This is a genomic window from Nonomuraea sp. NPDC003560 (assembly GCF_042878785.1).
In the GTDB taxonomy this organism is placed as follows: Bacteria; Actinomycetota; Actinomycetes; order Streptosporangiales; family Streptosporangiaceae; genus Nonomuraea.
In genome coordinates this window covers 620522-646870 of sequence record NZ_JBIAOF010000002.1, presented here as the reverse complement: position 1 = coordinate 646870, position 26349 = coordinate 620522, and the positions used below count along the sequence as shown (strand labels likewise).

Genomic DNA, 26349 nt, shown 5'->3' with positions numbered 1-26349 from the left:
GGGAAACCTACCGCAGGTCAGTGGAGGTCCCTCAGGAGGAGGGCGGTCTCCAGGGCGGCCAGGGCCGACTCATACCCCTTGTCCTCCTTGCTGCCGGGCAGCCCGGAGCGGTCGAGCGCCTGGTCCATCGTCTCGCAGGTGAGCACGCCGTTGCCGACGGGCGTCTCCTCGTCGAGCGAGACGCGGGTCAGACCGCTGGTGACCGAGTCGCAGACGTAGTCGAAATGGGCGGTCTCGCCCTTGATGACCGCGCCGAGGGCGACCACCGCGTCACAACGCCGGGCCAGGGCCTGGGCCACGACGGGGATCTCCAGCGAGCCGGGCACGCGGACCACGGTCGCGGTGGCGCCGCTGTCGTCGCACGCCTGCACGGCCCGCGCCACGAGCTGGTCGGTGATCTTGGCGTGCCAGCTCGCCGCCACCACGCCCACGACCAGGCCCGCCGCGTCCACCACGGCCACTCCGGGACGGCCTTCGCCACTCATGACGCCTCCGAGATCTCGTGCGGGACGCTGGAGGAGATGTCGTGGCCGAGCCGGTCGCGCTTGGCCTCCAGGTACCGCTCGTTGTGCGGGTTCAGGGCCACGGGCATGGGCTCGCGGCCGAGCACCTTGATGCCGTAGCCGTCCATGCCCTTGAGCTTGGCCGGGTTGTTGGTGAGCAGCCGCACCGAGCGCACGCCGAGGTCGGCCAGGATCTGCCCGGCGTTGGAGAACTCGCGGCCGTCCACCGGCAGCCCCAGCTCGACGTTGGCGTCGACGGTGTCGCTGCCGTTGTCCTGGAGGCTGTAGGCCTTGAGCTTGGCCAGCAGGCCGATGCCCCGGCCCTCGTGGCCGCGCAGGTAGACGACGACGCCGCGGCCCTCCTGCGCGATGGCGCCCATGGCGTGGTCGAGCTGCACGCCGCAGTCGCAGCGCAGCGAGCCGAACACGTCGCCGGTCAGGCACTCGGAATGGGCCCTGACCAGGATGTTCTCGCCGCCGCCCAGGTCTCCGTAGACGAGCGCGACGTGCTCGCCGCCGTCGAGGGCGCTGGAGTAGCCGTAGGCCCGCCACATGCCGTACGCGTTGGGCAGCCGGGTCTCGGCGACCCTGGTGACCATGCTCTCGGCGCGGCGGCGGTGGTCGACGAGCTGCTCGATGGAGACCAGCGCCAGGTCGTGCTCGTCGGCGAAGCGGCGCAGCTGGGGCAGCCGGGCCATGGTGCCGTCGTCGTTGACCACCTCGGCCAGCGCCCCGGCGGCCGACAGCCCGGCGAGCCTGGCCAGGTCGACGGCCGCCTCGGTGTGGCCGCGCCGGACCAGCACGCCGCCCTCGCGGTAGCGCAGCGGGAAGATGTGGCCGGGCCGGACCAGCTCGTCGGGCTCGGTGGCGGAGTCGGCGAGGGTGCGGATGGTCCTGGCGCGGTCGGCGGCGGAGATGCCGGTGGTGACGCCGTCACGGGCGTCGACGGTGATCGTGTACGCCGTGCGCATGCGCTCGCGGTTCTGGGACACCATGAGCGGCAGCCCGAGCCGGTCGAGCTCCTTGCCGTCCATGGCCACGCAGATCATGCCGCTGGTGTGCCGGATCAGGAACGTGCACAGCTCCGGCGTGGCCTTCTGGGCGGCGAAGATCAGGTCGCCCTCGTTCTCGCGGTTCTCGTCGTCCACGACCACGACGGGACGGCCGTTGCGGATGTCCTCGATGGCCCGCTCGATCGGGTCGAGCTTGAACTCGCTCATGCCGCTGCCACCACTTCCGGACGGGCGGCGGCGCGGTACTCGCGCAGCCACTTGGCGAAGCCCGTGAGGACCATGACGAAGAACACGCCGTAGACGGCGCCGGAGACGTAGAGGCCGGAGTTGAACGCGACCGGCACGCCCACCAGGTCGACCAGCACCCAGATGATCCAGAAGTCGACCAGCGCCCGGCCCTGCGCCCAGGTGGCGACCGCGCCGCCGACGAAGATGTAGGCGTCGGAGGCCACGACGGACACCGGCGCGCCCGGGTACCACGACAGGTCGAACGTCTTGAACAGGACGGTCACCACCGCGGTGCCCACCGCCAGCGCCGCCAGCATCCGCCACCGCTCGCCGCCCGTGGCGGGCCGGACGGACAGGGCGTGCTCCTGGGTGCCCTGCCGCCACTTCCACCATCCGTAGACGGCCAGCACGGCGAACAGGGCCTGCTTGAGCGCGTTGCCGGTGACGTGCGCGCTGATCGAGGCGAGGAACAGCAGCACCGAGCCGGTGAACTGGACCGGCCAGGTCCACATGGACTTGCGCATCGCGAACGCCACGGTGGCGAGGGCGAACACGTTGCCCACCAGGTCGGTCCACTTCACCGGCAGACCGAAGATGTCAATCGATGCGTCCACCCAGCTCATCGGGTGCCCACCAGCCTCTCCACATACTTGGCGATCACGTCGACCTCGAGGTTCACCACGTCGCCCACCTGGCGGTCGCCCATGGTGGTCAGCTTCAGCGTGGTCGGGATGAGGCTCACGCCGAAGCTGTCGTCGTCAACCGTCGTGACGGTCAGGCTGATTCCGTCGATGGCGATCGAGCCCTTCTCGGCCACGTACCGGCTGAGCGGGCCGGGCAGGGAGAAGCGCAGGTCGTCCCAGTTCTCGCCGGGGGCGCGGGACAGCAGGCGGGCGGTGCCGTCGACGTGGCCCTGGACGATGTGGCCGCCGAGGCGCTGGTCGGCGCGTACGGACCGTTCGAGGTTGACCGCCGAGCCCGCGGTGAGGCCGCCGAGCGAGCTGCGGTCCAGCGACTCCCTGATGACGTCGACGGTGAACACGTCGTCCTTGACCTCGACGACCGTCAGGCAGACGCCGTTGACGGCGATCGAGTCCCCGTGGGCGGCGTCGGAGGTGACGAGCGGGCCGCGTACGGACAGCAGGGCGCCACCGCCGACCTGCCCGCCCGCCGGCTCGATGGCGACGACTTCGCCCTTCTCCTCGATGATTCCGGTGAACATCACTTCTCCCTGCCTTGATGCGGAGCGGGCCGCGCGGTCAGCCGCAGATCCGGCCCGATGGGGGAAAACTCGTCGAAGGTGAGGCGGTGGGCGCCGCTGATCGTGGCGACGCCCGCCGGGCCGAGCGCGGCCCTGCCCTCTCCGAGGAGGGCGGGGGCGAGGTAGGCGTACACGCGGTCGATGAGGCCCTGCCGCAGGAACGCGCCGGCGAGCGTGGGGCCGCCTTCCAGGAACACGGCGACCACCTCGCGGGCGGCCAGCTCACGCAGGAGGGCGTGCAGGTCGAGGCCGCTGTCGGCGTGCCGGGGCAGGCGCAGCAGGCCGGCCTTGAGCCCCGTCACGGCGTCGTCGGCGACGGCGACCAGCGTGGGGGCCTCGTCGTCGAGGACGCGGGCCGCGGGCGGCGTCCTGCCCTCGGTGTCCACGACGACCCGCAGCGGCGGGCGGGCGCCCAGCGGCCGGCCGGCCAGCGGCGGGCTGCCGGCCAGCAGCGCCCCCGCGTCGCCCTCCCCCGCCTGCGCCCCGGCGTTCTCCGGGAGGCGGACGGTGAGGTGGGGGTCGTCGGCCAGCACGGTGCCGATCCCGGCCACGATCGCGTCGGAGGCGGCGCGCAGCCGGTGCACGTCGGCCCGCGCCTGCGGCGAGGTGATCCACTGGCTGGTGCCGTCGGCGGCGGCCGACCTGCCGTCGAGGGTCGCGGCGAACTTCCAGGTCACGTGCGGCCTGCCGAGCCGGGCGTAGGTGAGCCATTCCTCGTTGACCCGCTCGGCCGCCTCGGCCAGCACCCCCTGCGTCACGCTCACCCCGGCCGCGCGCAGCCGCGCCGCGCCGCCGGCGGCCTTCGGGTTGGGGTCGGCGACGGCGACGACCACGCGGGCCACGCCCGCGGCCAGCAGCGCCCGGCTGCACGGCCCGGTGCGGCCGGTGTGGTCGCAGGGCTCCAGCGTCACGTACGCCGTGCCGCCCCGCGCCTGCTCGCCCGCCTGCGCCAGCGCCACGACCTCGGCGTGCGGCCCGCCCGCGTAGGCGTGGAAGCCCTCGCCGACGACCTGCCCGGCGGCCGACAGCACGACGCAGCCGACGACGGGGTTGGGGCTGGTGCCGCCGTGTCCGCGCGCGGCCAGCTCGACGGCGCGCGCCATGTGCGCGGCGTCGGCGGCTGAGATGTCCACCCGGGTCTCCTACTCGCCAGTAGCTTCAAGCCACGGCGGGCCCCGGGGGGTTTTCGGGTGCCGGCACGGCACCACGTCAGGCGCCCGGCTGGGACGCCGGACACCTCGCGCGCTTCCTCCCATCCGGACTTTAACCGTCGGTCCTGGAATTTCACCAGGTCAACCGGCCGATGGCATCGGCCGGGTCGCGGACTGTAACCGCCGGTTCGGACTTTCACCGACCCCGGAGCACGCTAGCTCTCTTCTTGTACCAGTTTGCCATGCCGATTACGGAAAGCGCGACCGCCCCCGTGCTATTTGAACAAGCGCTCGCTCAGGCGGCCATCAACTTGCGCGCCCGGCGGGCCGAGGGCGCGTAGCGGACCTGCTCGGGGACGAGGCCGATGCCGGTGTGCAGGGCGCGCAGCGTGGCCGAGGCCCACAGGTCGCCGACCGGCGTGGCGGGCAGGCCGTACAGGCGGCGGGCCCAGCGCGGCAGCGTGGCCAGGGCCAGCACGGTCAGCGCGGGCACGGCCGGCCGCAGCGCGGACAGCGCGCCGGGCAGCGGCGTGTGCAGCGACAGCCGCAGCGGATGGGCCGCCTCGGGCACCAGCCGCAGCCCCGGACGCCGGCCGTCGATGTAGGCGCGCAGCTCGGCCACCGAGCCCGGCACGTCGTCCCCGTCCAGGCCCACGACCTCGGCGGCGCGCCGCCACTCGGCGACGAACCGGTCGGCGTCGGCGTCGGACAGCCGCACGCCGGCGCGGCGGGCCACCGTCAGGTAGGAGTCGACCTCGCCGACGTGCACCCAGCGCAGCGCCTCGGGGTCGTCGAGGTGGTAGGTCTCGCCGGTGTCGGGGTCGCGGGCGGTCAGCGTGGCGTGGATCTTGCGCACCCGGCGGCCGGCCCGCTCCACCTCCGCGCGCGTGCCGTACGTGCGCACCCGGACGAACTCGCTGGTCCGCAGGAAGCGCGACCACGCCTCGGCCGGGTCGAGCAGCGCCGAGTTCTGCAGCACGCCGCGCATCGCCCTGGGGTGCAGCCCCTGCATCAGCAGCGCGCGGAAGCCGCCGACGAGCTGGATCGGCTCCCCCATCACCCGCCAGGTCACCGACTCGGGGCCGAAGATCCCATAGTCGTCGTCCATAAGTGAAGAGTTACCCAGCGAGGCGACAAACCATGCCAAAAGCCCCCGGCCGGGAACCGGCCGGGGGCTTTCGTCGAGGCTACGGAGATCAGCCGGTGAAGCCGATCGCCGTGTAGTCGGCGGCCTGGTAGCCGAAGGCGCCGTAGTTGGCCAGCGTCTTCTTGGTGGCCTGGATGTCAGGACGCTGGTACAGCGGGATGGTGTGCACCTGGTCCCAGATCAGCTTGTCGGCCGCGTTGGCCAGCTCGTAGGCCTTGGTCGGGTCCATCTCGCTGACCGCGGCGTCGATCGCGGCGTCCAGCGCCGGGTCGCTGCCCTTGGGGAAGTTCGACTCGGAGCCGGTCTTGTAGATCTGCGGCAGGCCGCCGAGGGGCAGCGGCGTGCCGATCCAGGAGAACGGCACCAGGTCGAAGTCGCCCTTGATGATGTAGTCGGTGAAGAACTTGTCATCGGGGACCGGGCGGATCGTCAGCTTGATCCCGGCCTCCTTGAGCATGGCCTGGGTGAGCTCGCCCTCGGTCTTGGCGTACGGCAGGCCCGCCGGGACGACGAAGTTCAGCGAGAACTCCTTGCCGTCCTTCTTGCGGACGTCGCCCTCCTGCTTCCAGCCGGCCGCGTCGAGCAGCTCCTTGGCCTTGGGCAGGTTGTACTTGCCCAGTTCGCCGGAGTTGTCGACGTACGCCTTGTGGTTGTTCATGAAGACGTGGTTGCCCAGCGTCTGCAGCGGCCAGTCCATGTCCTTGAGGTCGGACTGCGTGATCACGTCACGGTTGATCGCGTACGCGACGGCCTGGCGGACCGACTTGTCCTTCAGGAACTCGCTCTGGTTGTTGACGGTGATGTGCCGCCAGTTCGGGCTGAGCGCCTTGCGGACGTCGACGTTCGGGACCTCCTTGGCGCGCTTGAGGTCGGCCGGGCTGCCCGGCGGGATCTCCACAGCGTCGAGCTCACCGTTGGCGAAGGCGTTGACCTGCGCGGCGGGCGTCTCGATGGTACGGAAGATGACCTTGTCGAGCTTGGCCTTGCGGCCCCACCACTTGTCGTCGCGCACCACGGTCAGGGTCTTGGTGCCCTCGTTGATGCTCTCGACCTTGAAGGGCCCGGCGGTGACCGGGATCTTCTGCAGGTAGTCCTTCTCGTACTTCTCCGGGGTCTCCATGTGGGAAGCCGGGTACAGGTGCGGCGAGCGGGAGAACTGCCCCATCCACTCGGGGTAGTTCTTGCCGTACGTCACGATGGCGACCTTGTCGCTGTCACCCTTGGTGACCGACTCGATGCGGTCCCAGCCGTCGGTGGAGGCCGGCTTGAACTTCTTGTCCTTGCCGCTGTTGGCCTTCCACGCCGCCTCGAGGTCCTTCCAGGTGATCGGCGTGCCGTCCGACCACTGGGCCTTCTCGTTCAGCGTGTAGGTGACGACCTGCTTGCCCGACGACAGGTCCATCTTGACGTCGGTGAGGTAGTCGGGGTTCGCCTTGAAGTTGGCCTCGGAGTCGGCGACCATCAGCTGCGGCATCAGCGAGTCCAGCATGTCCGCCGTGTCGCGCTGGTTGCCGTCGACGTGGTTGCCGTTCCACTGGCTCGGCCACTGGCCGACCGAGAGGGTGAGCGTGCCGCCGTCCTTGACCTGCTCGTACGGGACGGGGTTGATCGCGATGCCAGGGGTCTGCGACATCTGCTGCTGAGCCTGCTGCGACTGCTCGGCGCTCGGCTTCTTGGCCTCGCCGCCACCACCGCCACAAGCCGCCGCGGCCATGGCGAGGACGGCGATTCCCGCCGCCGCCCGGTAACGAACCTTCACTTTTCCTCCTGATCGTCCGAGGCCGTGATGACCTCGACTTCCTCCGCGTAGTGGCAGGCGGCGCCGTGGTCCACGGCGGTCGCGAGCCGGGCAACCGAGGGCTCTTCGTCCACGCAGCGCCGGCGTTCGGCCTCGGTGAGGAGGGCGAACTTGGGGCAGCGCGTGCGGAACCGGCAACCCGATGGCGGGTCGGCCGGGCTGGGCAGGTCGCCTTCGAGCAGGATCCGCTTGCGCGTGCGCTCCATCTCGGGGTCGGGCAGCGGGATCGCTGACAGCAGCGCCTGCGTGTAGGGGTGCGCGGGGCGGTCGTAGACCTCCTCGACCGTGCCGATCTCGGCGATCCTGCCGAGGTACATGACCGCGACGCGGTCGGCCAGATGCCGGACCACGGCCAGGTCGTGCGCCACGAACAGGTACGACAGCCCCAGGGTGTTCTTCAGCTCGTCCAGCAGGTTGATCACGCCGGCCTGGATGGACACGTCCAGTGCCGAGACCGGCTCGTCCAGGACGAGCAGCTTGGGCTCCAGGGCCAGGGCGCGGGCGATGCCGATGCGCTGGCGCTGGCCGCCGGAGAAGCTCTGCGGGTAGCGCTCGGCGTACTCGGGCGCCAGCCCCACCAGTTCGAGCAGCTCGGCGACCCGCTGCTTGACGTTCTTGCGCCCGTGGGCGCGCAGCGGCTCGGCGATGATGTCGCCGACCGGCATGCGCGGGTCGAGCGCCGCCATCGGGTCCTGGAAGACGATCTGCAGGTCGCCCCTGAGCGCCTTGCGCCCGGACGGGCCGAGCTTGGCGCTGTCCTGGCCGAGCACGACGATCCGGCCGCTCTGCGGCGGGGCGAGCTGCATGATCTGCTGCAGGGTCGTGGTCTTGCCGCAGCCCGACTCGCCGACCAGGGCCAGCGTCTCGCCCTCGGCGATGTCGAAGCTGATGCCGTCCACGGCGTGCACGGTGCCGACGCGGCGCTTGAACACCGCGCCCTTCATCAGCGGGTAGTGCCGGATGAGGTTGTCCAGCTCCAGCACGGTCGCGCGCTGCTCGCGCGGCACGCGGACCACCTCGCTGACCGGGATGACCGGGACCGGGAACACGTCCGTGCCGGTCAGGCCCTTGTACTCGATCTCGCGGGAGCGGATGCAGGCGACGTGCCTGCCGCCGCCGACGTCGGTGAGCGGGGGCTCCTCGTCGTCGCACGAGTCGATCTTCATCGGGCAGCGCGGCGCGAACGGGCAGCCCGGCGGCAGCGCCGCCGGGGAGGGCGGGTTGCCCTCGATCGGCACCAGCGGCCCCTCCTCGCCGTCGATCCTGGGGATCGAGGCGAGCAGTCCCATCGTGTACGGCATCCGCGGCCGGTAGTAGATGTCGTCGACGTTGCCCTGCTCGACCGGCTTGCCGGCGTACATGACCAGCACCCGGTCGGCCATGCCCGCGACGACGCCCAGGTCGTGCGTGATCATGACGATGCCGGCGCCCGTCTCGCGCTGGGCGGTCTTGAGCACCTCCAGCACCTGGGCCTGGATGGTCACGTCGAGCGCGGTGGTCGGCTCGTCGCAGATCAGCAGGTCGGGGTCGTTGGCGATGGCCATCGCGATCATCGCGCGCTGGCGCATGCCGCCGGAGAACTCGTGCGGGAACGCCTTGGCCCGCACGTCCGGGTGCGGGATGCCGACCAGGTCGAGCAGTTCGACGGCGCGCTTGGCGGCCTTGTCCTTGCCCAGCTTCTGGTGGACGCGCAGCGCCTCGGAGATCTGGTCGCCGATCGTGTAGACGGGCGTGAAGGCCGACAGCGGATCCTGGAAGATCATGCTCATCGACTTGCCGCGGACCTTGACCAGGTCGTCTTCCTTCATCCCGATCAGCTCCTGGCCGTGGAGCTTGACCGAGCCGCTGATCTGGGCGGCGCGCGGCAGCAGGCCCATGATCGCCAGGGACGTGACGGACTTGCCCGAACCGGACTCGCCCACGATGCCCAGGACCTCGCCGCGGGCGACCTCGTAGCTGACGCCGCGCACGGCCTCTATGCCGCCGGGGAACGTCACGGTGAGGTCTTGAACCTCCAGGATGCTCATGAGTTGCTCCCCGGGTCGAGTGCGTCGCGCAGGCCGTCTCCGATGAGGTTGATGCTCAGGACCAGCAGCACCAGGAGCCCGGCGGGGAAGGCGAACAGCCAGGGGTAGCCGGTGGCGTTGCGGGAGCCCTCGGCGATCAGCGTGCCGAGCGAGACGTCGGGCGGCTGGATGCCGAAGCCGAAGAAGGACAGCGCGGCCTCGCCGATGACCGCGCCACTCACGTTGAGGGTGGCGTCGATGATCAGCAAGGAGGACAGGTTCGGCACGATGTGCCGGAAAATGATCTTCCAGCGGGGGATGCCCATGTAGACGGCCGCCTGCACGTACTCGCGCTCACGGAGCGAGAGCGTCATGCTGCGCACCACCCTGGAGGTGATCATCCAGGCGAACGCCGCCAGCAGGACCACGAACCAGAGCCAGGAGGCGCCGCGCAGGCGCGGCGAGGCGATCGCGATGATCAGGAAGCTGGGCAGGACGAGGAGCAGGTCCACGCCCCACATGAGGACGCGGTCCACCCAGCCGCCGAAGTACCCGGCGAAGGCGCCGACAATGGCGGCCAGGCCGGTCGAGATGAGCGCCACGAGCAGGCCGATGATGATCGACTTCTGCATGCCGCGCAGGGTGACGGCGTACATGTCCTGGCCGATCGTGGTGGTTCCCCACCAGTGGTCGGACGACGGGGCCGACAGGAAGGCGAGGAAGTCCTTGTCCGTCCAGTCGTAGGCGCCGAACAGGGGGCCGATGTAGGCCAGCGCCACCAGCAGCACGAGGGCGATGAAGCCGTAGCGGGCCTGCCGGTTGCGCAGCATCCGCCCGAGAACAACCTTGGAACGCACTTAGCTCACCCGCACTCGAGGGTCGAGGGCCGCCACCAGCAGGTCCGACAGGAAGCCGGCGAACAGGACGCAGACGGAGGCGAACATGCTGACCGCGGCCACCGAGTTCACGTCGTTCTGGTTGATCGAGTCGACCAGCCAGGCGCCCATGCCGTTCCAGGCGAAGATCTTCTCGGTGAAGGTGGCACCGGTGAGCATCGTGCCGAAGGCGAAGGCGAAGTACGTGGCCGCGGGGATCAGCGCGGTGCGCAGCGCGTGCTTGATCAGGGCCGTCCTGCGCCGCAGGCCCTTGGCCATCGCGGTGCGGACGAAGTCCTGGCCGAGCACGTCCAGCATCATGTTGCGCTGGATGCGGCTGTAGAAGGCGATCGAGCCCAGGCTGAGCGAGATGGTCGGCAGGATCAGGTGGTTCAGCCGGTTGGTGAACTGGTCCCAGCCGGACAGCTTGGGGTTGTACTCGCCGGTGAACTCGATCAACGTGAAGCCGAGGCCGCGGTTGAGGTTGTAGGCGCTGATCGCCAGCAGCGTGGCCAACACGAACACCGGAATCGCCATGATCACGAACGAGCCGACGCCGATCACCCGGTCGGTCACCCGGTATTGCTTGATCGCCGACAGGGCGCCGAGCGCCACTCCGAAGACGAACCCGAGGATCGTGCCCACCAGCAGCAGCCGGAGGCTGACGAAGATCCGCCGGCCCATCTCGTCGTTGACCGAGCCGCCGTTCCAGGTCTTGCCGAAGTCACCCGTGACGACGCCCTTGGCCCAGGTCGCGTAGCGCTCCAGGACGGGCGTCTTGTCGTTGAGGTTGTAGCTGTCGAGGGTGGCGTCGATGACTTCCTCGGCGACGGGAGGCTGGCGGCCTTCATACGCGCCGCGGGGGTTCATGGTCGTCGCGGCGAGCATGTAAGCCAAGCTGGCCGCGATCGCGACCAAGATCAGATTGATCGCCAACCTGCGGAGCAGGTACTTGCCCATTACCCTCCGTTCGCACTGAACGAGGGCCCGGAAACCCCGGTAGGAGAAGACCCCCGCAATGGAAAAAGACCGTCTTACGCCGCGAAAAGTCATGACGCGGAACGGCGATCAAAACGCAGGATATCTAGCCAAACATCACAGTCAGCAATAGTTCGACATAACGGTAGGGTCACTAAGCACGGTGGCAGCTCCTCGTCGATCACCGCTCTACAGAGGGGTTGACCTGGGGAAACGTGCCCTACCAAGATCGGTAACGCGCGCTATCGGATCGGCGTATGTCACAGAATCCTGACAAAAAATAACCCAATCCCGAAGTGACGCACGTCATACTGATCAATAGGCTGGGGATTGATATTTCGCGATGTCGCGGCTTTTGATCTCAGGCGGGTGGCCGAGGTGGGTCGGTCCGAGGGCACGCTGCCGCCCGCCCCGAAGGCGTCCCCGGGACGATCCCCCCACGCTCACGCTCCGCTCACCACCCCGGCTTCCGGCCCCTCCGCCCCTCCGCACAAGACCGGCCCCGCCCCCAGCGGCTCCCGCACCTCCAGCAGGCCCACACCCCTCAGCGAGCCCCGCACCTCGGATGGGCTCGCCCCGAGCAAACCTCCACCCCCAACCGGGCCTGCACTCCCCTGGCCCCGCCCCCCTGAGCGGACCCACACCCCGAACGAGCCTTCACCCCCGAGCGGACCTGCACCCCGAACGGGCCTGCACTCCTGGTGGGCCTGCACCCCACTGGGCATGCACCTCCTCTGGCCCGCAGCTTCAGTGAGCGCGTGCCCCGGTGGGCGCGCACCCAGCGGGCCCGCGCCCCAGTGGACCGAGGCGCGGTGGCAGGACTGTGGTGCGCGCCTCGCGGAGAGGCCGCGGGAGTGCCTGGCGGGCGTCGCGGGGTTCCGCCCAATGCGGCGCACGCCTCGTGGTGAGGCGAAGGAGCCACACACCCCTGCCGCCGACCACACCTCACTGAGGGGCGGAGGGGCCACGGGAGCGCGCGGGGCACGCCCGTGGCGGGAAGGGGCAGCGGTGAACGAGGAACGGTCAGCAGGTGGCGGGAACGGTCGGCAAGTGCCCGGGAACGCCAGGCGAGTGCCGAGGGAGGGTCAGCGGGTGGCGGCGGCGCGGAGGGCGTCGATGGCGGCCACCGGGTCGGCGGCCCCGTAGACCGCGCTGCCGGCCACGAACACGTCGGCGCCCGCCTCCGCGCAGCGCTCGATCGTCTCGGCCGTCACACCCCCGTCGACCTGCAGCCAGACCGACCCGCCGTGCCGCTCGATCATCGCCCGCGCCGCCCGCACCTTCGGCAGCACCATGTCGAGGAACTTCTGCCCCCCGAACCCGGGCTCGACCGTCATCAGCAGCAGCATGTCGATCTCACCGAACAGCCCCTCGAACGGCTCCACCGCCGTGGCCGGGTTGAGCGCGAGCCCCGCCCTGGCGCCGAGCGACCGGATCTCGCGCAACGTCCGCACCGGCGCCTTGGACGCCTCCGCGTGGATGGTCACGCTGCCCGCCCCGGCCTCGGCGTACTGGGGGGCCCAGCGGTCGGGGTCGGCGATCATGAGGTGGCAGTCGAGGGGCGTCTGGGTGGCTTTGCGCAGGGACTCCACCACGGGCAGCCCGAGGGTGAGATTGGGCACGAAGTGGTAGTCCATGACATCCACGTGCAGCCAGTCGGCGTTCGGCACGGCGGCGGCCTCGTCGGCCAGCCGCGCGAAGTCGGCGGCGAGGATGCTGGGCGAGATCTGTACGGCCATGATGCGCCAGTCTATTGAACCGCCCGCTCCCCCTCGACGCCCCCTCCCACCACGCCACCCCCGCCACCACACAGGCAAGGGACGGGAGAGGAGCGGACGGGAGAGGAGCGGACGGGCGCCCAACGCGTGGGCGCCCGGCACGCGGGAGTCCAGCACGCAGACGTCCAGCACACGGGCGAGGGGCGGCCGGGCGCCCAGCGACGCGCCCCGCACGCAGTCGCCCAGCTCGCGGGCGAGGGGTGGGCGGGGTCAGGGGCGTTTGCGGAGGAGGGCGAGGAACATGGCGTCGGTGCCATGGCGGTGGGGCCAGAACTGCGCGTACGGCCCGTCGCCGAGCCCGTCGACCTCCGGCAGGTAGTCGCGCGCGTCGAGCTGCTCCACGTCACCCCTGCGGCCCATGACGTCGCCGACCACGACGCGCGTCTCGGCCAGGTGCGGCGAGCAGGTCACGTACGCCACCACCCCACCCGGGCGCACGGCGTCGAGGGCCGTGCCGAGCAGCCGCCGCTGCAACGTGCCCAGCTCGGCGATGCTGGCCGGGTCGCGCCGCCACCGGGCCTCCGGACGCCGCCGCAGCGCGCCCAGCCCCGTGCAGGGGGCGTCGAGCATGACCCGGTCGAACACCCCGGGCCGCCAGGCGGGTTCGGTGCCGTCGGCGGTGACGACCGAGGCGGTCCTGGTGGTCTGCCAGACCAGCCGCGCCCGGTGGTACTGCACGTCGGCGGCCAGCACCCGCGCCCCACCGGGGAACGCCACAGGGCCGCCGCTCGCCGCACCGCCGTTACTCGCCGCGTCGCCGATACTCGCCGCGTCGCCGTCGCCCGGACGGCGCTCGCCGTCGAGGCCCGCGAGGTCGCCGTACGTGGCGATGGCGTCGAGCAGGCCCGCCTTGCCGCCCGGCCCGGCGCACATGTCGAGCCAGACCTCGTCCTCGCCGTCGAGCGGCACGCGGGTCAGGGCGAGCGCCACGAGCTGGCTGGCCTCGTCCTGGACGGCCGCGCGGGTCTCGGCCACGGCCTCGATCTGCCCGGGGTCGCCCTCACGCAGGTAGGCCGCGTACGGCGAGTAACGGCCGGGCGCGGCCCCGGACTCGGCCAGCTCGGCCACGGAGCTGCGCCCCGGCCGGGCGACCAGCGTCACCAGCGGCCGGACGTTGTCGGCGTCGAGCAGGTCGGCCAGCTCCCCGCCGCCGCCCAGCGCGTCGCGGAAGGCCGAGACGATCCACCGGGGATGCCCGTAGGCGACGGCCAGATGGCCGACCGGGTCCTGGTCGGAGTCGGGCGCGACGATGGGGATCCAGTCCTCCAGCTCGCGCGAGCCGATCTTGCGCAGCACCGCGTTGACGAACTTGGCCGCGCCCTGGCCGATGCGCAGGCGTACGAGATCGACGGTGGTGCCGACGGCGGCGTGCGGCGGGACGCGCATGCGCAGGAGCTGGTGGGCCCCCAGCCGCAGGGCGTCGCGCACGGCCGGGTCGGGCGCCCGGTCGCTGCACATCTCGATGATCGCGTCGTAGGTGCCGAGGCCGCGCAGCGTGCCGTAGGCCAGCTCGGTGGCCAGCGCCGCGTCACGCCCGCGGATGTCGCGCTCGCGCAGCAGGCGCGGCAGGAGCAGGTTGGCGTAGGCGTCGCGCTCGTCGACGGCCCGCAGGAGGTCGAAGGCGGCGTTGCGAGCGTGGTCGCGGGCGGGGCGGCGCGGACGGTTCGCTCCGCGGGGCCTGGTGCCCGTGGAGCCGGCCGGCGACCGGCGGGGTTCACGCGAAGGCATCGTCACTCGCAAGCCGGACGCCGCGCGCCCACTCGACCGCGCCCATCGCCCGCTTGCCCTGCGGCTGCACCTCGCCCAGCTCGACCGGGTCGGTGGCGGTGCCGACGAGCACGTGGCTCTTCGTGGCCAGGATCCGGCCGGGCGCGAGCCGGTCGGCCTGGACGGCGACCTTCGCCGGGCCGAGCTTCACCCGCTGGCCCCTGAACTCGCTCCACGCCCCCGGGCCGGGGGTGCAGGCGCGGATCAGGCGGTCGACCCGCATGGCGGGCTTGGACCAGTCGACCCGCGCGTCGGCGACGTTGATCTTGGGTGCGATCGTCACGCCGTCGAGCGGCTGGGGACGGGCCTCCAGCGCGCCGTCCTCGACGCCGTCGAGCGTGGCGGCCAGCAGGCCGGCGCCGGAGATCGACAGGCGTTCGAGAAGGGAGCCGCTGGTGTCGTGGGTCAGGATCTCCTCGGTGACGACGCCGTAGACCGGGCCCGCGTCGAGCTCCTTGACGATCTGGAACGTCGTGGCGCCGGTGATCTCGTCGCCGTGCAGCACCGCGTGCTGGACGGGCGCCGCGCCGCGCCAGGCGGGCAGGACCGAGAAGTGCAGGTTGATCCAGCCATGGCGGGGCACGTCGAGGGCCGACTGCGGCAACAGCGCGCCGTAGGCCACCACCGGGCAGCAGTCGGGCTCCAGCGCGCGCAGCGTGTCGAGGAAGGCGGGGTCGCCGACCTTGGCCGGGCGCAGCACCTCGATGCCGGCCTCCTCCGCGAGCTCGGCCACCGGCGAGGGGTGGACCTTGCGCCCCCGCCCTGACTGGGCGTCGGGACGGGTGATGACGGCCACGACCTCGTGCCGCGGCGAGTCGATCAGCATGCGCAGCGACGGCAGCGCCGTCTCGGGTGTGCCCGCGAAGACCAGCCGCATCGTCAGAGCGCCCTTCCGCCGGTGGCGTGCGGCGACATCTTGATCACGGGGGCGGACAGGCCGCTCCACTCGGCCTCGCGGATCGCCTTCATGGCCAGCTTGCGCTGCTTGGGGTCCATGCGGTCGATGAACAGGATGCCGTCGAGGTGGTCGGTCTCGTGCTGGAAGCAGCGGGCCATCAGGTCGGTGCCCTCCAGCGTGACCGGCTCGCCGTGCATGTCGAAGCCCTTGGCCACGGCGCGGACGGCGCGCGGCGTCGGGTAGGACAGGCCGGGGAAGGACAGGCAGCCCTCCTCGCCCTCCTCGTCGAGGTCGGCCGACAGGTCGAGGTCGGGGTTGATGAGGTGGCCGAGCTGGTCGTCGACGTAGTAGGTGAACACCCGCAGGCCGACGCCGATCTGCGGGGCCGCCAGGCCCGCGCCCGGGGCGTCCATCATCGTGTCGGTGAGGTCCTTGACCAGCTTGCGGAGCTCCTTGTCGAAGTCGACGACCGGGGCCGCCGGGGTGCGCAGCACCGGATCTCCGAACAGCCGGATCGACTGGATCGCCAAGGGGCTCACTCCTGTTCTCGAACGTGGATCAGCCCAGTTTACCGGCGGTGGGCCGGCGGCCGGTCGTGGCGCAGGGAGCGGGCCTTCATCGCGGCCTTGCGCGCCGCCTTGGCCACCGCCCGGTCGTCGTGGGAGCCGGCGAGCATGTCGAGCACGGCCAGCGTGTCGGGGTGGCCGACCGCGGGCATCTCGCCGACGAGCTTGATCAGGTCTTCGCCCGGCTCGGGCATGTCGAGGCGGCCCGCGGCCGGACCGGACAGGTGCATGAGCGCGGCGAGGTTGTCGACCGCGATCCAGGTGTGGTCCTCGGGGCTGAGCGGCGGGGCCTCCAGGTCACGGATGTGCAGCCAGGAGGCGGCGTAGCGGCGCATGAGCGGATGGTCGAGCGCCTGCCGCACGGGCTGCTCGGCCTCGGGGCCCAGCTCCTCCAGGATCGCGCCGACCGCGCCGCGCTGCCCGGCGGTGCCGGAGGCGGCGATCTCGATCAGCTCGCGGGCGGCCGCCTCGGGGGGCCGCCGCTCCAGCCAGCCCGCCACGGCGCTCTGCGTGGCGGTGCCCTTCACCAGCGCCTCGACCAGCTCGGCGGCCGACAGGTCGGCGAAGACCTGCACCTCGGCGGCGGTGGGCGCGTCGTGGCCCTCGCGCAGCAGGTCGCGCCGGACGGCCCAGACCCCGAGCGGCGTGAGCGCCGTGCGCCCGGCCTCGGTCTGCTCCACCAGCCCGCAGTACGCCAGCAGCGAGACCGCCTCCAGCAGCTCTGCCGGCAGCGCGGCGGCCAGCCTGCGCATCTCGACCGGGCCGGGCGCGCAGGCGACCTCGTGCGACTGCAGGATGCCCCTGGCCAGGTTGCCCACGGCGACGCCGGAACGCACCGAGTAGATCGTGGCCAGCATCTCGGCCAGGTGGTCGTCGACCACGGAGGAGCCGGTCAGGCCCTCGTCGGCGCGGTCGAGGACGTCCATCACCACGCCGTCCCAGAACTCCAGCGTGGCCTCGACCGTGAGCTGCATCGACAGCGGGCCGCGGGAGGCCCGGCCGCCGAGGATGCGCAGCAGGCCGGTGTTGACCGCGACGATCCAGATGAGCCGCAGCCGCGACTCCTGGAGCCCCAGCTCTTCCGCGGCGGCCCTGGCGTCGGACTCGCTCAGCATGCCGTCGGCGCCCACCTCGCGGCTGCCCGTCCAGGCGGTCAGGCGGATGGCGTCGGCGACGAGCGGGACCGCGGGCACCGCGCGGGCCAGCTCGGCGTCGCTCGCCAGCAGGACGGGCGGGAAGGTCAGCGCCTCGTGCTCCACGGAGGTCTCCTCAGGTGGCCGTGGAGGCACGGCGGCCTGCTCATCGATCAGCTTGCGCAGCTCGGCGAGGTCGAAGACATTGTTTGCCACCCAGGAAACTTACTGCACAGCAGTCACAAGGACGTACTCAACGGATGGCCCGGGAGCGCGCCTTGAACGCCGCCTTGCGCGCCGCCTTGGCCACCGTGTCGTCGGGGATGGAGCGTCCGAGCAGCTCCAGAACCTCGACGACGTCGGGGTGGTCGACCCGCCACATCTCCTCGATCAGATGGGCCGGCGGACCGGACGCCGCCATGTTCTCGGCGAAGATCTCCGGATCCTCCCGCGCGGCGGGCATCGCCAGGGCGAGCATGTCGACGCTGACCCAGAGCAGTTCGTCCTGGGTGAGCGGCGGCGCGCCGAGACCACGTGCGGCCAGCCAGTGTATGACGTGCGGGCGCAACTCCTGGTCGTCGAGGTGGTCGCGCACCTGCGGCTCGGCCTCGGCGCCCAGCCGGTCGACGATGGTGATCGCGATGCCGCGGGCCACGGCGGGCGCGCCGGAGGCGGCGGTCAGCAGCTCGGCCGCGGCCTCGCCCGGCGCGCGGCCGGACAGCCAGCGGGAGATGTCCTGCTCGGCCAGCTCGGCGGGCAGCCCTTCGAGCAGCCCCTCGATGAGGCCGCGCGCGTCGGCCTCGCCCAGGTCGGGGGCGACCGGGGCGTCGAGGCCGAGCGAGAGGTAGTGCTCGCGCAGCCCCCAGACCGCCAGCGGCGTCAGCTCGGCCGCCTCGCCGTCGAGGCGGACCATGCCCCACCCGGCCAGCCGGTCGAGCGCCCCGGCCACGTCGATGCCGCCCTCGCCCGAGACCTCCTCCAGGTAGTCGGCGACGACCTGGAGCGGCACCGGCGTCTGGAGTCGGTAGAGCATGTCGAACAGGTCGTAGAGGCCCTCGTCGAGCTCGGCGTGGCCGGTGATCTCGCCGCCGGTGTCGTCCTCCAGCAGCCGGGCCACGGTCTCGGCCCAGGCGTCCAGCGGCTCGCCGTCGCCCGGTGGGGGGCCGCCGGCCAGCTTCGGAACGGTCCGCAGCGCCTCGGTCAGCTCCTCCTCCGAGGCCAGCCGGACGGCGGGCAGCGGGGTGCAGCCCGGACAGTCGCACGGCGCCTCACCCAGGTCGGGCAGCTCCCCGGACGGGATCGGCACCGCCTGTTCGAGCGATTCGGGCCCGATCGAGCTGAACAGGCTCTTGGCCATGCCGAAGTTGGCCGGGTCGGCCAGCGCCTCGGGCATGCGGGGGCCGATGTCGTCGAGCCGGGCCCGCATGCCGGCCACGGTGGCCGGGCTGGCGTGACCGGCCTCGCCGAGGTAGTCCACCAGCGTGCGGGCGGCCGCCACGGTCTCGGGCGCGCTCTCGGGCGGCGCGATGACCTTGCGCGGGTAGATGGACAGCAGCAGCTCGTCGAAGGTCTCCGGCGTGAAGTCGCGCAGTTCGTTGACGTTGAGATAGTCGCTGGCGTAGTCGCAGAGCAGGCGGACCTCGTCCGCGTCCACTTCGACTTCCCGCGCGCGCCCCCATGCGCGCAGGTCGTCGATGGCCTGGTTCACCCATTCGATCGACACAGGGGCACGCTAACGGCTGACCAACAGATGAGCGAATCGGGGAAACGGTCTAAATCAGGTCGAGTGGGTCGACACTCACCCTCACGACATCTGGTGTCTTACGCGCCGCACGCACCCCACTGGCCCCCTTGAGCGCGGCCGACAACGCCGCCCCGCCGCCGCGGCGTACCCGGATCATGGCCCGTTCCAGGCCCGACTCGTCGACCGGGACCGGGCCCAGCACCTGGGCGTCCGGTGGGAGGCGCACCTCGTCCAGCATCTGCCGGACGGCGCTCGCCGAACCCGTCAGCGTCGCCATCCGAACGGCGGGCGGGAACCCGAGCTCGGCCCGGTCGCCCAGTTCGCGCTCGGCGTGCGTGATCGGGTCCCACCGCAGCAGCGCCTGCACGGACGGCAGCCCAGCGTCCCCGAGGACCACCAGCTCGGCGGAGGGCCGCAGCAGCGCGGCGGCGTTCATCCACCGGCGCAGCGTCTCCTCCCCCGCCCGCAGGTCGGCCCGGCCGAGCAGCGCCCATCCGTCGAGCAGCACGGCCGCCGCGTAGCCGCCCTCGGCCACCGGCTCGGCGCCGGGCGTGGCGACCACGAGGGCGCGCGTGGCGGGCACGCCGGCCAGCACGCCGTCGCGGCCCGAGGTGCGCACCTGCACCGACGGGAAGGCCCGCCCCAGCTCTTCGGCGGTGCGCCGGGCCCCGGTGACGACCGCCCGCAGCCGGGGGCTGCCGCAGGACGGGCACCGCCAGTCGGCGTCCACCCGGCCGCACCAGCGGCAGTAGGGGGCGGCGTGCCCGGCTCTGAGCGCGAGCGGCCCGTGGCACAGCGACTCGCCGCTCCCGTGACCTTCCGGCGTCCCGCCCGTCGCTTCCGTGGCGGTGCTCAGAGCTCCGGCGTCCGGCTCCGCCTCGCCGAGAGCCGCCGTCTGCCGGCCGCCGGGGACCGGCGCGGCCAGGTGCGGGGCGATCCTGGTGGGCGGCAGGACGCAGCGCGCCGGGGCGCGGCAGTGGCGGCAGGCCAGCGCCGGCAGGTAGCCGCGCCTGGGCACCTGGACCAGCACCGGCCCGCTCTCCAGCCCCTGGCGCAGCGCCCGCCAGGCCAGGCTGGGCAGCCTCGCCTGCCGGGCCGCCTGGTCCTTGGCCAGCTCGGCGTCCTCACCGGCGGGACGCACCCGCGGGGCCAGGCTCCTGATCGTCGTGCGGGCGGCCACGATCGGCCTCGCCCAGCGCGCGGCGATGAGCTGGGTGGCCTCGGCCGTACGCGCGTAGCCGCCGATCAGCATGGCCGCGCCCGTCCGGTGGGCGCGCAGGCCGAGGACCTCCCTGGCGTGGGGGTAGGGGGCCAGGCGTTCGGCGTGCAGGTCGTCGCCGTCGTCCCAGATGGCCACCAGACCGAGCTGCGCGACGGGGGCGAACATGGCGGCCCGGGTGCCCACGACGGCGCGCACCTGGCCTCTGAGGACCTTCAGCCATCGCCTGTAACGCTCGGCGGGTCCGAGGTCGGCCGTGAGCGCCACATGCCTGCCGGGGCCGAGCAGCCGCTCGAACTCGGCGTCCGCCAGCGCGACGTCCTTGCCGTCGGGCACCACGAGGACCGCTCCGCGCCCGCCGTCGAGGGTGGCGAGCACCGCCTCCGCCATGGCTCCGGCCCATCCCGTGGCGCCGGGCAGCGCGGACCATACGGCGCGGGGGGCACGGCCGTGGCGGAGGGCGTCCAGGAAGGAGGGGCCGGTCGGGTAGGCGTCCCAGGCGCTCTTGCGGCCCTCTGCCGCCCGTTCGGGGGTGTCCGTCCTGTTCATGTGCTCCGGACGGGACGCCGTCCGTCCGCGCGCGGGGGCCTCCGCCGGTCGGGTCGCGACCCGGCGCGGGGTTCCGTCCTGCTCGGCCCGCCCGTTCATCGGGGCCGGCGGCTCCAGCCCCCGTCCCGAGAAGGACGAGCCCCCCACGTCTCGCGCTCCGCCGATCGCGGCAGGCGCACCCGAGGCCACCTGTGCGACCGCGACGGCGGCAGATTCGCTTCCGGTGGCCCGGACGATGTCGGGAACCCCGCTCCCGGCAGCTCGGGCCGCGGCCGGAGCCCCAGGCTCAGCCGCCTGGGCCGCGACGGGAGACGCGCTCGCGGCGGCTCGGGCCACGGCAGGGGAAGCGCTCTGCGCCGCCTCGCCGGAGGGAGCGGCCTCCGGGGCCAGATCGGCGGCGGGCGATTCGGCGGGGGGCGGGTCTGCGGGAGGCGGGTCTGCGGGGGGCGGGACCTCGGCCTCGGCCTTGGCGTGGCGCGGTGGAATGGCCAGGCGCAGGACGTCGGTGAGGGTGCCCGCGTAACGGTCGGCCACCGCGCGGGCCAGACCGGCGATCTCCGGCGTCAGCACCTGCTCGGGCGAGACCACCCGTTCGAGCGGCGTCAGCTTGCCCTCATGGTCGCTCTCGTCCACCCGCTCCAGCAGGAACGCGTCGATCAGCTTGCCCGCGAACCGCACCCGCACCCGCACCCCCGGCCGGGCCGCCTCGTGCATGGCGGCGGGCACCAGGTAGTCGAAGGGCCGGTCGAGGTGCGGCAGCGGGCTGTCCACGACCACCCGCGCGACGGGCCGCTCGGGCGCCGCGACCACCGCCCCCTTGGTGTCCTTGGACGACGCAGGAGGCCGCACGGCGTCGAGCGGCAGGAGGGCGTCGTCGGAGTGGGTCACGCACTAACGTCTACCAGACCCCGCGCCCCGCCATCCCCACACCACCGGCGCACACCCCCGCACCGCCCCCGCCGGCCACCCACTCCCCCACCAGCCCGAACAGCGCAAGCGAGCACACAGGACGCGACAAACACGCAGACCCGCGCCCACCGCCAGACCCGCCCGGAAACGGCCTCACGAAGACGGACAAGCCCGCCGCTCCCCAAGAGTTCAGCAGCCACCCGCGAGCTGCGGCCTTCAAGAGACCAGGCGAACGCCCGCACCGAACCACCCCAGCCGACGACAAGTGCCGCACCCAACCCCCAAAAGGGCCGAATGCGGCACCTGCACGAAACCAGAAACCGAGTAGGTCAGAGACCGAATAGGTCAGAGACCCGCAGCCGTCCGAAGGGCCTCGGCGCGGTCGGTGGACTCCCAGGAGAAGCCCTCACGGCCGAAGTGCCCGTAGGCGGCGGTCTCGGAGTAGATCGGGCGCAGCAGGTCGAGGTCGCGGATGATCGCGGCCGGACGCAGGTCGAAGACGCGCAGCACGGCCGCCTGGATCTGCTCCACCGGCAGCTTCTCGGTGCCGAAGCACTCCACGAACAGACCCACCGGCTGCGCCTTGCCGATCGCGTACGCGACCTGCACCTCGCACCGGTCGGCCAGCCCGGCCGCGACGACGTTCTTGGCCACCCAGCGCATCGCGTAGGCCGCCGAGCGGTCGACCTTGGACGGGTCCTTGCCCGAGAACGCGCCACCGCCGTGGCGGGCCATGCCGCCGTAGGTGTCGATGATGATCTTGCGGCCGGTCAGGCCGGCGTCGCCCATCGGGCCGCCGATCTCGAAACGGCCGGTCGGGTTGACCAGCAGCCGGTAGCCCTCGGTCTCGATCTCCAGACCGTCGAGCACGGGGTCGACCACGTGCTCCTTGATGTCGGGAGCGAGCATCTCCTTGAGGTCGATCTCGGCCGCGTGCTGGGTGGAGACGACCACGGTGTCGAGGCGGACGGGCCTGTCGCCGTCGTACTCGATGGTGACCTGGGTCTTGCCGTCGGGGCGCAGGTAGGGAACCTTGCCGGTCTTGCGGACCTCGGACAGGCGCTGGGCGAGCCGGTGCGCGAGCGTGATCGGCAGCGGCATCAGCTCCGGCGTCTCGCGGCAGGCGTAGCCGAACATCAGGCCCTGGTCGCCGGCGCCCTGGCGGTCGAGCTCGTCGGCGTCGCCGCCCACACGGTGCTCGTAGGCGTCGTCGACACCCTGGGCGATGTCGGGCGACTGCGCGCCGATGGACACCGACACGCCGCAGGAGGCGCCGTCGAAGCCCTTGTGGGAAGCGTCGTAGCCGATCTCCAGGATCTTCTCCCGGATGACGCCGGGGATGTCGACGTAGGTCTCGGTCGTGACCTCGCCTGCGACATGGACCTGGCCGGTAGTGATCAGCGTCTCGACGGCGACCCGGCTCTTGGGGTCGTCCTTGAGCATGGCGTCGAGAATCGCGTCACTGATCTGGTCGGCGATCTTGTCCGGGTGGCCTTCGGTGACCGACTCGGAGGTGAACAGGCGACGTGACAACTCAGTGGCTCCTCATGCAGCGGCTGCTGACGGATGTTGGGCCCGGGACGGAAGAACACGCCAGGGCCTCGCCGAAGTCTAGCCCCACCCGGCGTCCGGTCGCGAAACCGTCCCGTGTCCGTGTCCGGTCACGTGTCCCGCATGTGTCCGGTCACAGGTCGGGAAGGGGATCCGGCGGCAGCGTCTCGGGCGCGAAGACCTCGGCGTCGGCGGCGGACACCACCGCCGCGTACTCCTCGTCGAACTCGAACACGGTGGTGCCGAGCTCGATGAACGGGCCGGGCAGGATCGGGCCGAGCCTGGTGTGCCGCGGGTACGTGGCGAACACCGCGACCGGCCGGTCGCTCCTGAGGGTCCTGGTGGTGAGCACCGAGACGGACGAATCGGTGACGACGATGAGGAAGTGGCCCGTTCCCGTCGGCCCCACGGACAACGCGGGGAAGACGTAACGGATCCCTCCCTGGTCCTCCAGCAATCTCCTGCAACGTTCCCTGACAGCGGAACCCACCGGCATTCCGTCCCCCTTTGCCCCCAAGTATCGGTAGGCGTCCGGGGTGCCGCAACTGGCGATCAGGTAATCGTTCTTGCGCGAAAACGCGCGTCAGGACAGACGGGGCGCGACCAGGTCCCAGACGGCGTCGGCGACGTCGTCCTTGGGGCCGCGCGGCACCTCGACCGGCTCGCCGCCGGCGACGAGGACGGTGGCGGCGTTGTCGGGCGTGCCGAACGCCAGCCCCTCCCCCACCTGGTTGACGACCAGCAGGTCGCAGCCCTTCCTGGCCAGCTTGGCCTGCCCGTTGGCGAGCACGTCGTCGGTCTCGGCCGCGAACCCGACGATCACCCGCGGACCGGCGCCGCCCTCGCGCCGCAGCCGGCCCAGCTCGGCCAGGATGTCGGGGTTCTTCGTCAGGTGGATGGGATCGGGCTCGCCGTCGGTCTTCTTGATCTTCGTCTCGTGCCGGGACGCCGGGCGGAAGTCGGCCACCGCGGCCGCCATGACGACGGCGTCGGCCTTCTCGGTGGCGGCCAGCACCGCCTCGCGCAGCTCGGCCGTGGACCCCACCCGCACCACGGCGGCCCCCGCGGGATCGGGGAGGGCGACGTTGGCCGCCACGAGGGTCACCTCCGCGCCGCGCGCGACCGCCGTGCGGGCCAGGGCGTACCCCTGCAGGCCGGACGAGCGGTTGCCGATGTAGCGGACCGGGTCGATCGCCTCGCGGGTGCCCCCGGCGGAGATCACCACCTTGCGCCCGGCCAGGTCGCGCGGCCTGCCGCGCAGCACGCGCAGGCAGACCTGGAAGATCTCGGCGGGGTCGGGCAGGCGGCCGGGGCCGGTGTCGGCGCCGGTGAGGCGCCCCACGGCCGGGTCGATGACGACGGCCCCGCGCTCGCGCAGGGTCGCGACGTTGGCGCGAGTGGCCGGATGTTGCCACATCTCGGTGTGCATGGCCGGGGCGAACACGACCGGGCAGCGCGCCGTCAGCAGCGTGTTGGTCAGCAGGTCGTCGGCGAGCCCGTGGGCCGCCTTGGCCAGGGTGTTGGCGGTCGCCGGCGCCACCACGACGAGATCGGCGCGCTGGCCGATGCGGACGTGGGGCACCTCGTGAACGTCGTCCCAGACGTCGGCGGTCACGGGGTTGCCCGACAGGGCGGCCCACGTGGGCTCACCCACGAAACGCAGGACCTCGCGGGTCGGGACGACCCGCACCTCGTGACCTGACTCGGTGAACAGCCGCAGCAGCTCACATGCCTTGTACGCGGCGATGCCGCCGCTGACGCCGAGGACGACCTTCATCGAAGGGGTCAGACCGCGCCTTCGATGGGCTCGGCGTTGAGCAGGCCCTCGGAGACCTCGCGCAGCGCGATGGACAGCGGCTTCTCCTGAGCATGCGTCTCGACCAGCGGCCCGACGTATTCCAGCAGGCCCTCGCCGAGCTGGGAGTAGTAGGCGTTGATCTGGCGGGCGCGCTTGGCACCCATGATCACCAGGGAGTACTTGCTGTCGACGATGTCGAGCAGCGCGTCGATCGGCGGGTTGGTGATGCCCTCCGCGGCCGGGGTGGTGCCTGCCACGATTGTCAGACCTCTCGGTTGATGGTGGTGGTGACCCCCTGAGGGTCAGTCATCAAGGCTATCAGCCGGTGGCACACTTCTTGGACACTCGTGTTCACCAGCGTGAGGTCGAACTCCGACTCGGCCGCCATCTCGACCCGCCCGGCCTTGAGCCGGCGCTCGATGACGTCCTCCGGCTCGGTGCCGCGGCCGCGCAGCCGCTTCTCCAGCTCCTCCCACGTCGGGGGGGCCAGGAAGACCAGCAGGGCGTCGGGCATGGTGGTGCGCACCTGCCTGGCGCCTTCCAGGTCGATCTCCAGGACGGTCGGCACGCCCTGGGCGAGCTTGTCCAGCACCGGCTCGCGCGGGGTGCCGTAGCGGTTGCCCGCGAACTCGGCCCACTCCAGCAGCTCGCCGGCCTCGACGAGCCGGTCGAACTCCTCGCCGTCGACGAAGAAGTAGTGGACCCCGTTGACCTCACCGGGACGGGGCCTCCTGGTGGTCACCGAGACCGACAGCCACACCTCGGGGTGTGCCCGCCGGAGCTCGGCGACGACCGTGGACTTGCCGACGCCCGACGGCCCTGACAGGACCGTCAGACGCCTCCTGCTCAGGGGGAGGAAGCCGACCTTCGCTCCCGATCCGACTGCCTCGTGGGCCCTTGCTTCGCCGGACCAGGACCTGTCGGTCACTTCCTACCCCCCGTTGAACCTGCGCTTTCTTGTGGAACAGAGATTAGCTCTCGTTGCCACCGAACTCGCGCTCGAGGGAAGCCCTCTGGTTCGCGCCGAGACCCCGCACGCGGCGGGACTCGGCGATGGCAAGCCGCTCCATGAGCTGCTTGGCGCGGACCTTGCCCACGCCGGGGAGCGATTCCAACAGGGCCGACACCTTCATCTTGCCGATGACGTCGTCGGTCTGCCCATCCTTGAGCACCTCAGCCAGAGAAACCGCGCCATGCTTGAGCCGGTTCTTGACCTCGGCACGCTCTTTACGGGCCTTGGCAGCCTTCTCAAGGGCTGCGGCGCGCTGCTCAGGGGTCAGGGGAGGAAGAGCCACGCCGGGTCACCTCGAATTTCTGTCGATGTACTCGGACGGGAAGGGAAACTAGCTGGTCATCGCCCCCTAAGCAACGTCAAGAGCGGTTTCTCTCCTCACAAAATCCACTTCATCACTGTCCGTGAGCGTAAAATTACACACTGCTGATCAAATCGCCCTCACTTCCCGCTTCACGCGTCCGC

Annotated in this window: 23 protein-coding genes and 1 riboswitch; all 23 genes read right to left on the bottom strand. The window is 71.8% G+C overall.

Annotation, left to right across the window (positions count from 1 at the left end):
* Positions 1-17: 17 nt before the first annotated feature.
* The 23 genes from ribH to mihF all read right to left on the bottom strand — a co-directional run bounded on the left by ribH (position 18) and on the right by mihF (position 26167).
* Positions 18-485, bottom strand: a complete 468-nt coding sequence (gene ribH, locus ACFYUV_RS08365) for a 6,7-dimethyl-8-ribityllumazine synthase (RefSeq protein WP_352327123.1) — start codon at positions 483-485, stop codon at positions 18-20.
* The gene (locus tag ACFYUV_RS08360) at positions 482-1723 is read right to left on the bottom strand and encodes a bifunctional 3,4-dihydroxy-2-butanone-4-phosphate synthase/GTP cyclohydrolase II (protein ID WP_387666360.1); all 1242 of its coding nucleotides are present in this window, start codon (positions 1721-1723) and stop codon (positions 482-484) included. The genes ribH and ACFYUV_RS08360 overlap by 4 nt, the downstream gene beginning before the upstream one ends.
* Positions 1720-2367, bottom strand: a complete 648-nt coding sequence (locus ACFYUV_RS08355; protein ID WP_358293978.1) for a nicotinamide mononucleotide transporter family protein — start codon at positions 2365-2367, stop codon at positions 1720-1722. The genes ACFYUV_RS08360 and ACFYUV_RS08355 overlap by 4 nt, the downstream gene beginning before the upstream one ends.
* Complete coding sequence (locus tag ACFYUV_RS08350) at positions 2364-2966, bottom strand: riboflavin synthase (RefSeq protein ID WP_387666357.1); 603 nt, start codon at positions 2964-2966, stop codon at positions 2364-2366. Before ACFYUV_RS08350 ends, ACFYUV_RS08355 begins: the two co-directional genes overlap by 4 nt.
* Positions 2966-4138, bottom strand: coding sequence for a bifunctional diaminohydroxyphosphoribosylaminopyrimidine deaminase/5-amino-6-(5-phosphoribosylamino)uracil reductase RibD (gene ribD / locus ACFYUV_RS08345; protein ID WP_387666354.1), 1173 nt, complete (start codon positions 4136-4138; stop codon positions 2966-2968). The genes ACFYUV_RS08350 and ribD overlap by 1 nt, the downstream gene beginning before the upstream one ends.
* A gap of 105 nt (positions 4139-4243) precedes the next feature.
* Positions 4244-4374, bottom strand: a riboswitch (FMN riboswitch).
* A 77-nt stretch (positions 4375-4451) separates the two neighbouring features.
* Complete coding sequence (locus ACFYUV_RS08340) at positions 4452-5264, bottom strand: oxygenase MpaB family protein (RefSeq protein WP_358293983.1); 813 nt, start codon at positions 5262-5264, stop codon at positions 4452-4454.
* An 88-nt stretch (positions 5265-5352) separates the two neighbouring features.
* A complete protein-coding gene (locus ACFYUV_RS08335; RefSeq protein WP_387666351.1) occupies positions 5353-7062 on the bottom strand; it encodes an ABC transporter family substrate-binding protein in 1710 nt (569 codons plus the stop codon).
* Complete coding sequence (locus ACFYUV_RS08330; protein WP_358293985.1) at positions 7059-9128, bottom strand: ABC transporter ATP-binding protein; 2070 nt, start codon at positions 9126-9128, stop codon at positions 7059-7061. The genes ACFYUV_RS08335 and ACFYUV_RS08330 overlap by 4 nt, the downstream gene beginning before the upstream one ends.
* A complete protein-coding gene (locus tag ACFYUV_RS08325; protein ID WP_358293987.1) occupies positions 9125-9964 on the bottom strand; it encodes an ABC transporter permease in 840 nt (279 codons plus the stop codon). Before ACFYUV_RS08325 ends, ACFYUV_RS08330 begins: the two co-directional genes overlap by 4 nt.
* A complete protein-coding gene (locus tag ACFYUV_RS08320) occupies positions 9965-10942 on the bottom strand; it encodes an ABC transporter permease (protein WP_358293989.1) in 978 nt (325 codons plus the stop codon).
* A gap of 1103 nt (positions 10943-12045) precedes the next feature.
* Positions 12046-12699 (bottom strand): ribulose-phosphate 3-epimerase, encoded by a 654-nt coding sequence (rpe, locus tag ACFYUV_RS08315; RefSeq protein ID WP_352353174.1) that lies wholly within the window; start codon positions 12697-12699, stop codon positions 12046-12048.
* A 249-nt stretch (positions 12700-12948) separates the two neighbouring features.
* Positions 12949-14466 carry an RsmB/NOP family class I SAM-dependent RNA methyltransferase gene (locus tag ACFYUV_RS08310; protein ID WP_387666345.1) on the bottom strand — a complete coding sequence of 506 codons (1518 nt, stop codon included), beginning with the start codon at positions 14464-14466 and terminating at the stop codon, positions 12949-12951.
* Positions 14453-15382: a methionyl-tRNA formyltransferase gene (gene fmt, locus ACFYUV_RS08305; RefSeq protein ID WP_387666342.1), complete on the bottom strand. Its 930-nt coding sequence runs from the start codon at positions 15380-15382 to the stop codon at positions 14453-14455. The genes ACFYUV_RS08310 and fmt overlap by 14 nt, the downstream gene beginning before the upstream one ends.
* Positions 15383-15384: 2 nt before the next feature.
* Complete coding sequence (def, locus tag ACFYUV_RS08300) at positions 15385-15933, bottom strand: peptide deformylase (protein ID WP_358293995.1); 549 nt, start codon at positions 15931-15933, stop codon at positions 15385-15387.
* Positions 15934-15971: 38 nt separating this feature from the next.
* Positions 15972-17318, bottom strand: a complete 1347-nt coding sequence (locus ACFYUV_RS08295) for a hypothetical protein (protein WP_387666338.1) — start codon at positions 17316-17318, stop codon at positions 15972-15974.
* Between the two features lie 37 nt (positions 17319-17355).
* Positions 17356-18825: a hypothetical protein gene (locus ACFYUV_RS08290; RefSeq protein WP_387666335.1), complete on the bottom strand. Its 1470-nt coding sequence runs from the start codon at positions 18823-18825 to the stop codon at positions 17356-17358.
* 49 nt (positions 18826-18874) lie between these two features.
* On the bottom strand, positions 18875-21502 hold the full coding sequence (locus ACFYUV_RS08285; RefSeq protein ID WP_387666332.1) for a primosomal protein N': 2628 nt from the start codon (positions 21500-21502) through the stop codon (positions 18875-18877).
* 366 nt (positions 21503-21868) lie between these two features.
* Positions 21869-23056 (bottom strand): methionine adenosyltransferase, encoded by a 1188-nt coding sequence (gene metK, locus ACFYUV_RS08280; protein WP_387666329.1) that lies wholly within the window; start codon positions 23054-23056, stop codon positions 21869-21871.
* A 151-nt stretch (positions 23057-23207) separates the two neighbouring features.
* Complete coding sequence (locus tag ACFYUV_RS08275) at positions 23208-23531, bottom strand: hypothetical protein (RefSeq protein WP_358294002.1); 324 nt, start codon at positions 23529-23531, stop codon at positions 23208-23210.
* A gap of 126 nt (positions 23532-23657) precedes the next feature.
* Positions 23658-24851 (bottom strand): bifunctional phosphopantothenoylcysteine decarboxylase/phosphopantothenate--cysteine ligase CoaBC, encoded by a 1194-nt coding sequence (gene coaBC, locus ACFYUV_RS08270; RefSeq protein ID WP_352353182.1) that lies wholly within the window; start codon positions 24849-24851, stop codon positions 23658-23660.
* Positions 24852-24859: 8 nt separating this feature from the next.
* Entirely contained in the window at positions 24860-25129 is a 270-nt protein-coding gene (rpoZ, locus tag ACFYUV_RS08265) for a DNA-directed RNA polymerase subunit omega (protein WP_043638590.1), read from the bottom strand.
* Between the two features lie 5 nt (positions 25130-25134).
* Positions 25135-25722 carry a guanylate kinase gene (gene gmk, locus ACFYUV_RS08260; RefSeq protein ID WP_358294299.1) on the bottom strand — a complete coding sequence of 196 codons (588 nt, stop codon included), beginning with the start codon at positions 25720-25722 and terminating at the stop codon, positions 25135-25137.
* A 121-nt stretch (positions 25723-25843) separates the two neighbouring features.
* Complete coding sequence (gene mihF, locus ACFYUV_RS08255; protein WP_020541698.1) at positions 25844-26167, bottom strand: integration host factor, actinobacterial type; 324 nt, start codon at positions 26165-26167, stop codon at positions 25844-25846.
* Positions 26168-26349 lie beyond the last annotated feature (182 nt).

Bases quoted from the DNA above. Each gene is read 5' to 3' on its own strand.
- ACFYUV_RS08350 (WP_387666357.1), bottom strand. From the start codon at position 2,966: ATGTTCACCGGAATCATCGAGGAGAAGGGCGAAGTCGTCGCCATCGAG.
- fmt (WP_387666342.1), bottom strand. From the start codon at position 15,382: ATGCGGCTGGTCTTCGCGGGCACACCCGAGACGGCGCTGCCGTCGCTG.
- rpe (WP_352353174.1), bottom strand. From the start codon at position 12,699: ATGGCCGTACAGATCTCGCCCAGCATCCTCGCCGCCGACTTCGCGCGG.
- ACFYUV_RS08355 (WP_358293978.1), bottom strand. From the start codon at position 2,367: ATGAGCTGGGTGGACGCATCGATTGACATCTTCGGTCTGCCGGTGAAG.
- ACFYUV_RS08360 (WP_387666360.1), bottom strand. From the start codon at position 1,723: ATGAGCGAGTTCAAGCTCGACCCGATCGAGCGGGCCATCGAGGACATC.
- ACFYUV_RS08340 (WP_358293983.1), bottom strand. From the start codon at position 5,264: ATGGACGACGACTATGGGATCTTCGGCCCCGAGTCGGTGACCTGGCGG.
- ACFYUV_RS08320 (WP_358293989.1), bottom strand. From the start codon at position 10,942: ATGGGCAAGTACCTGCTCCGCAGGTTGGCGATCAATCTGATCTTGGTC.
- ACFYUV_RS08330 (WP_358293985.1), bottom strand. From the start codon at position 9,128: ATGAGCATCCTGGAGGTTCAAGACCTCACCGTGACGTTCCCCGGCGGC.
- ribH (WP_352327123.1), bottom strand. From the start codon at position 485: ATGAGTGGCGAAGGCCGTCCCGGAGTGGCCGTGGTGGACGCGGCGGGC.
- coaBC (WP_352353182.1), bottom strand. From the start codon at position 24,851: ATGAAGGTCGTCCTCGGCGTCAGCGGCGGCATCGCCGCGTACAAGGCA.
- ACFYUV_RS08310 (WP_387666345.1), bottom strand. From the start codon at position 14,466: ATGCCTTCGCGTGAACCCCGCCGGTCGCCGGCCGGCTCCACGGGCACC.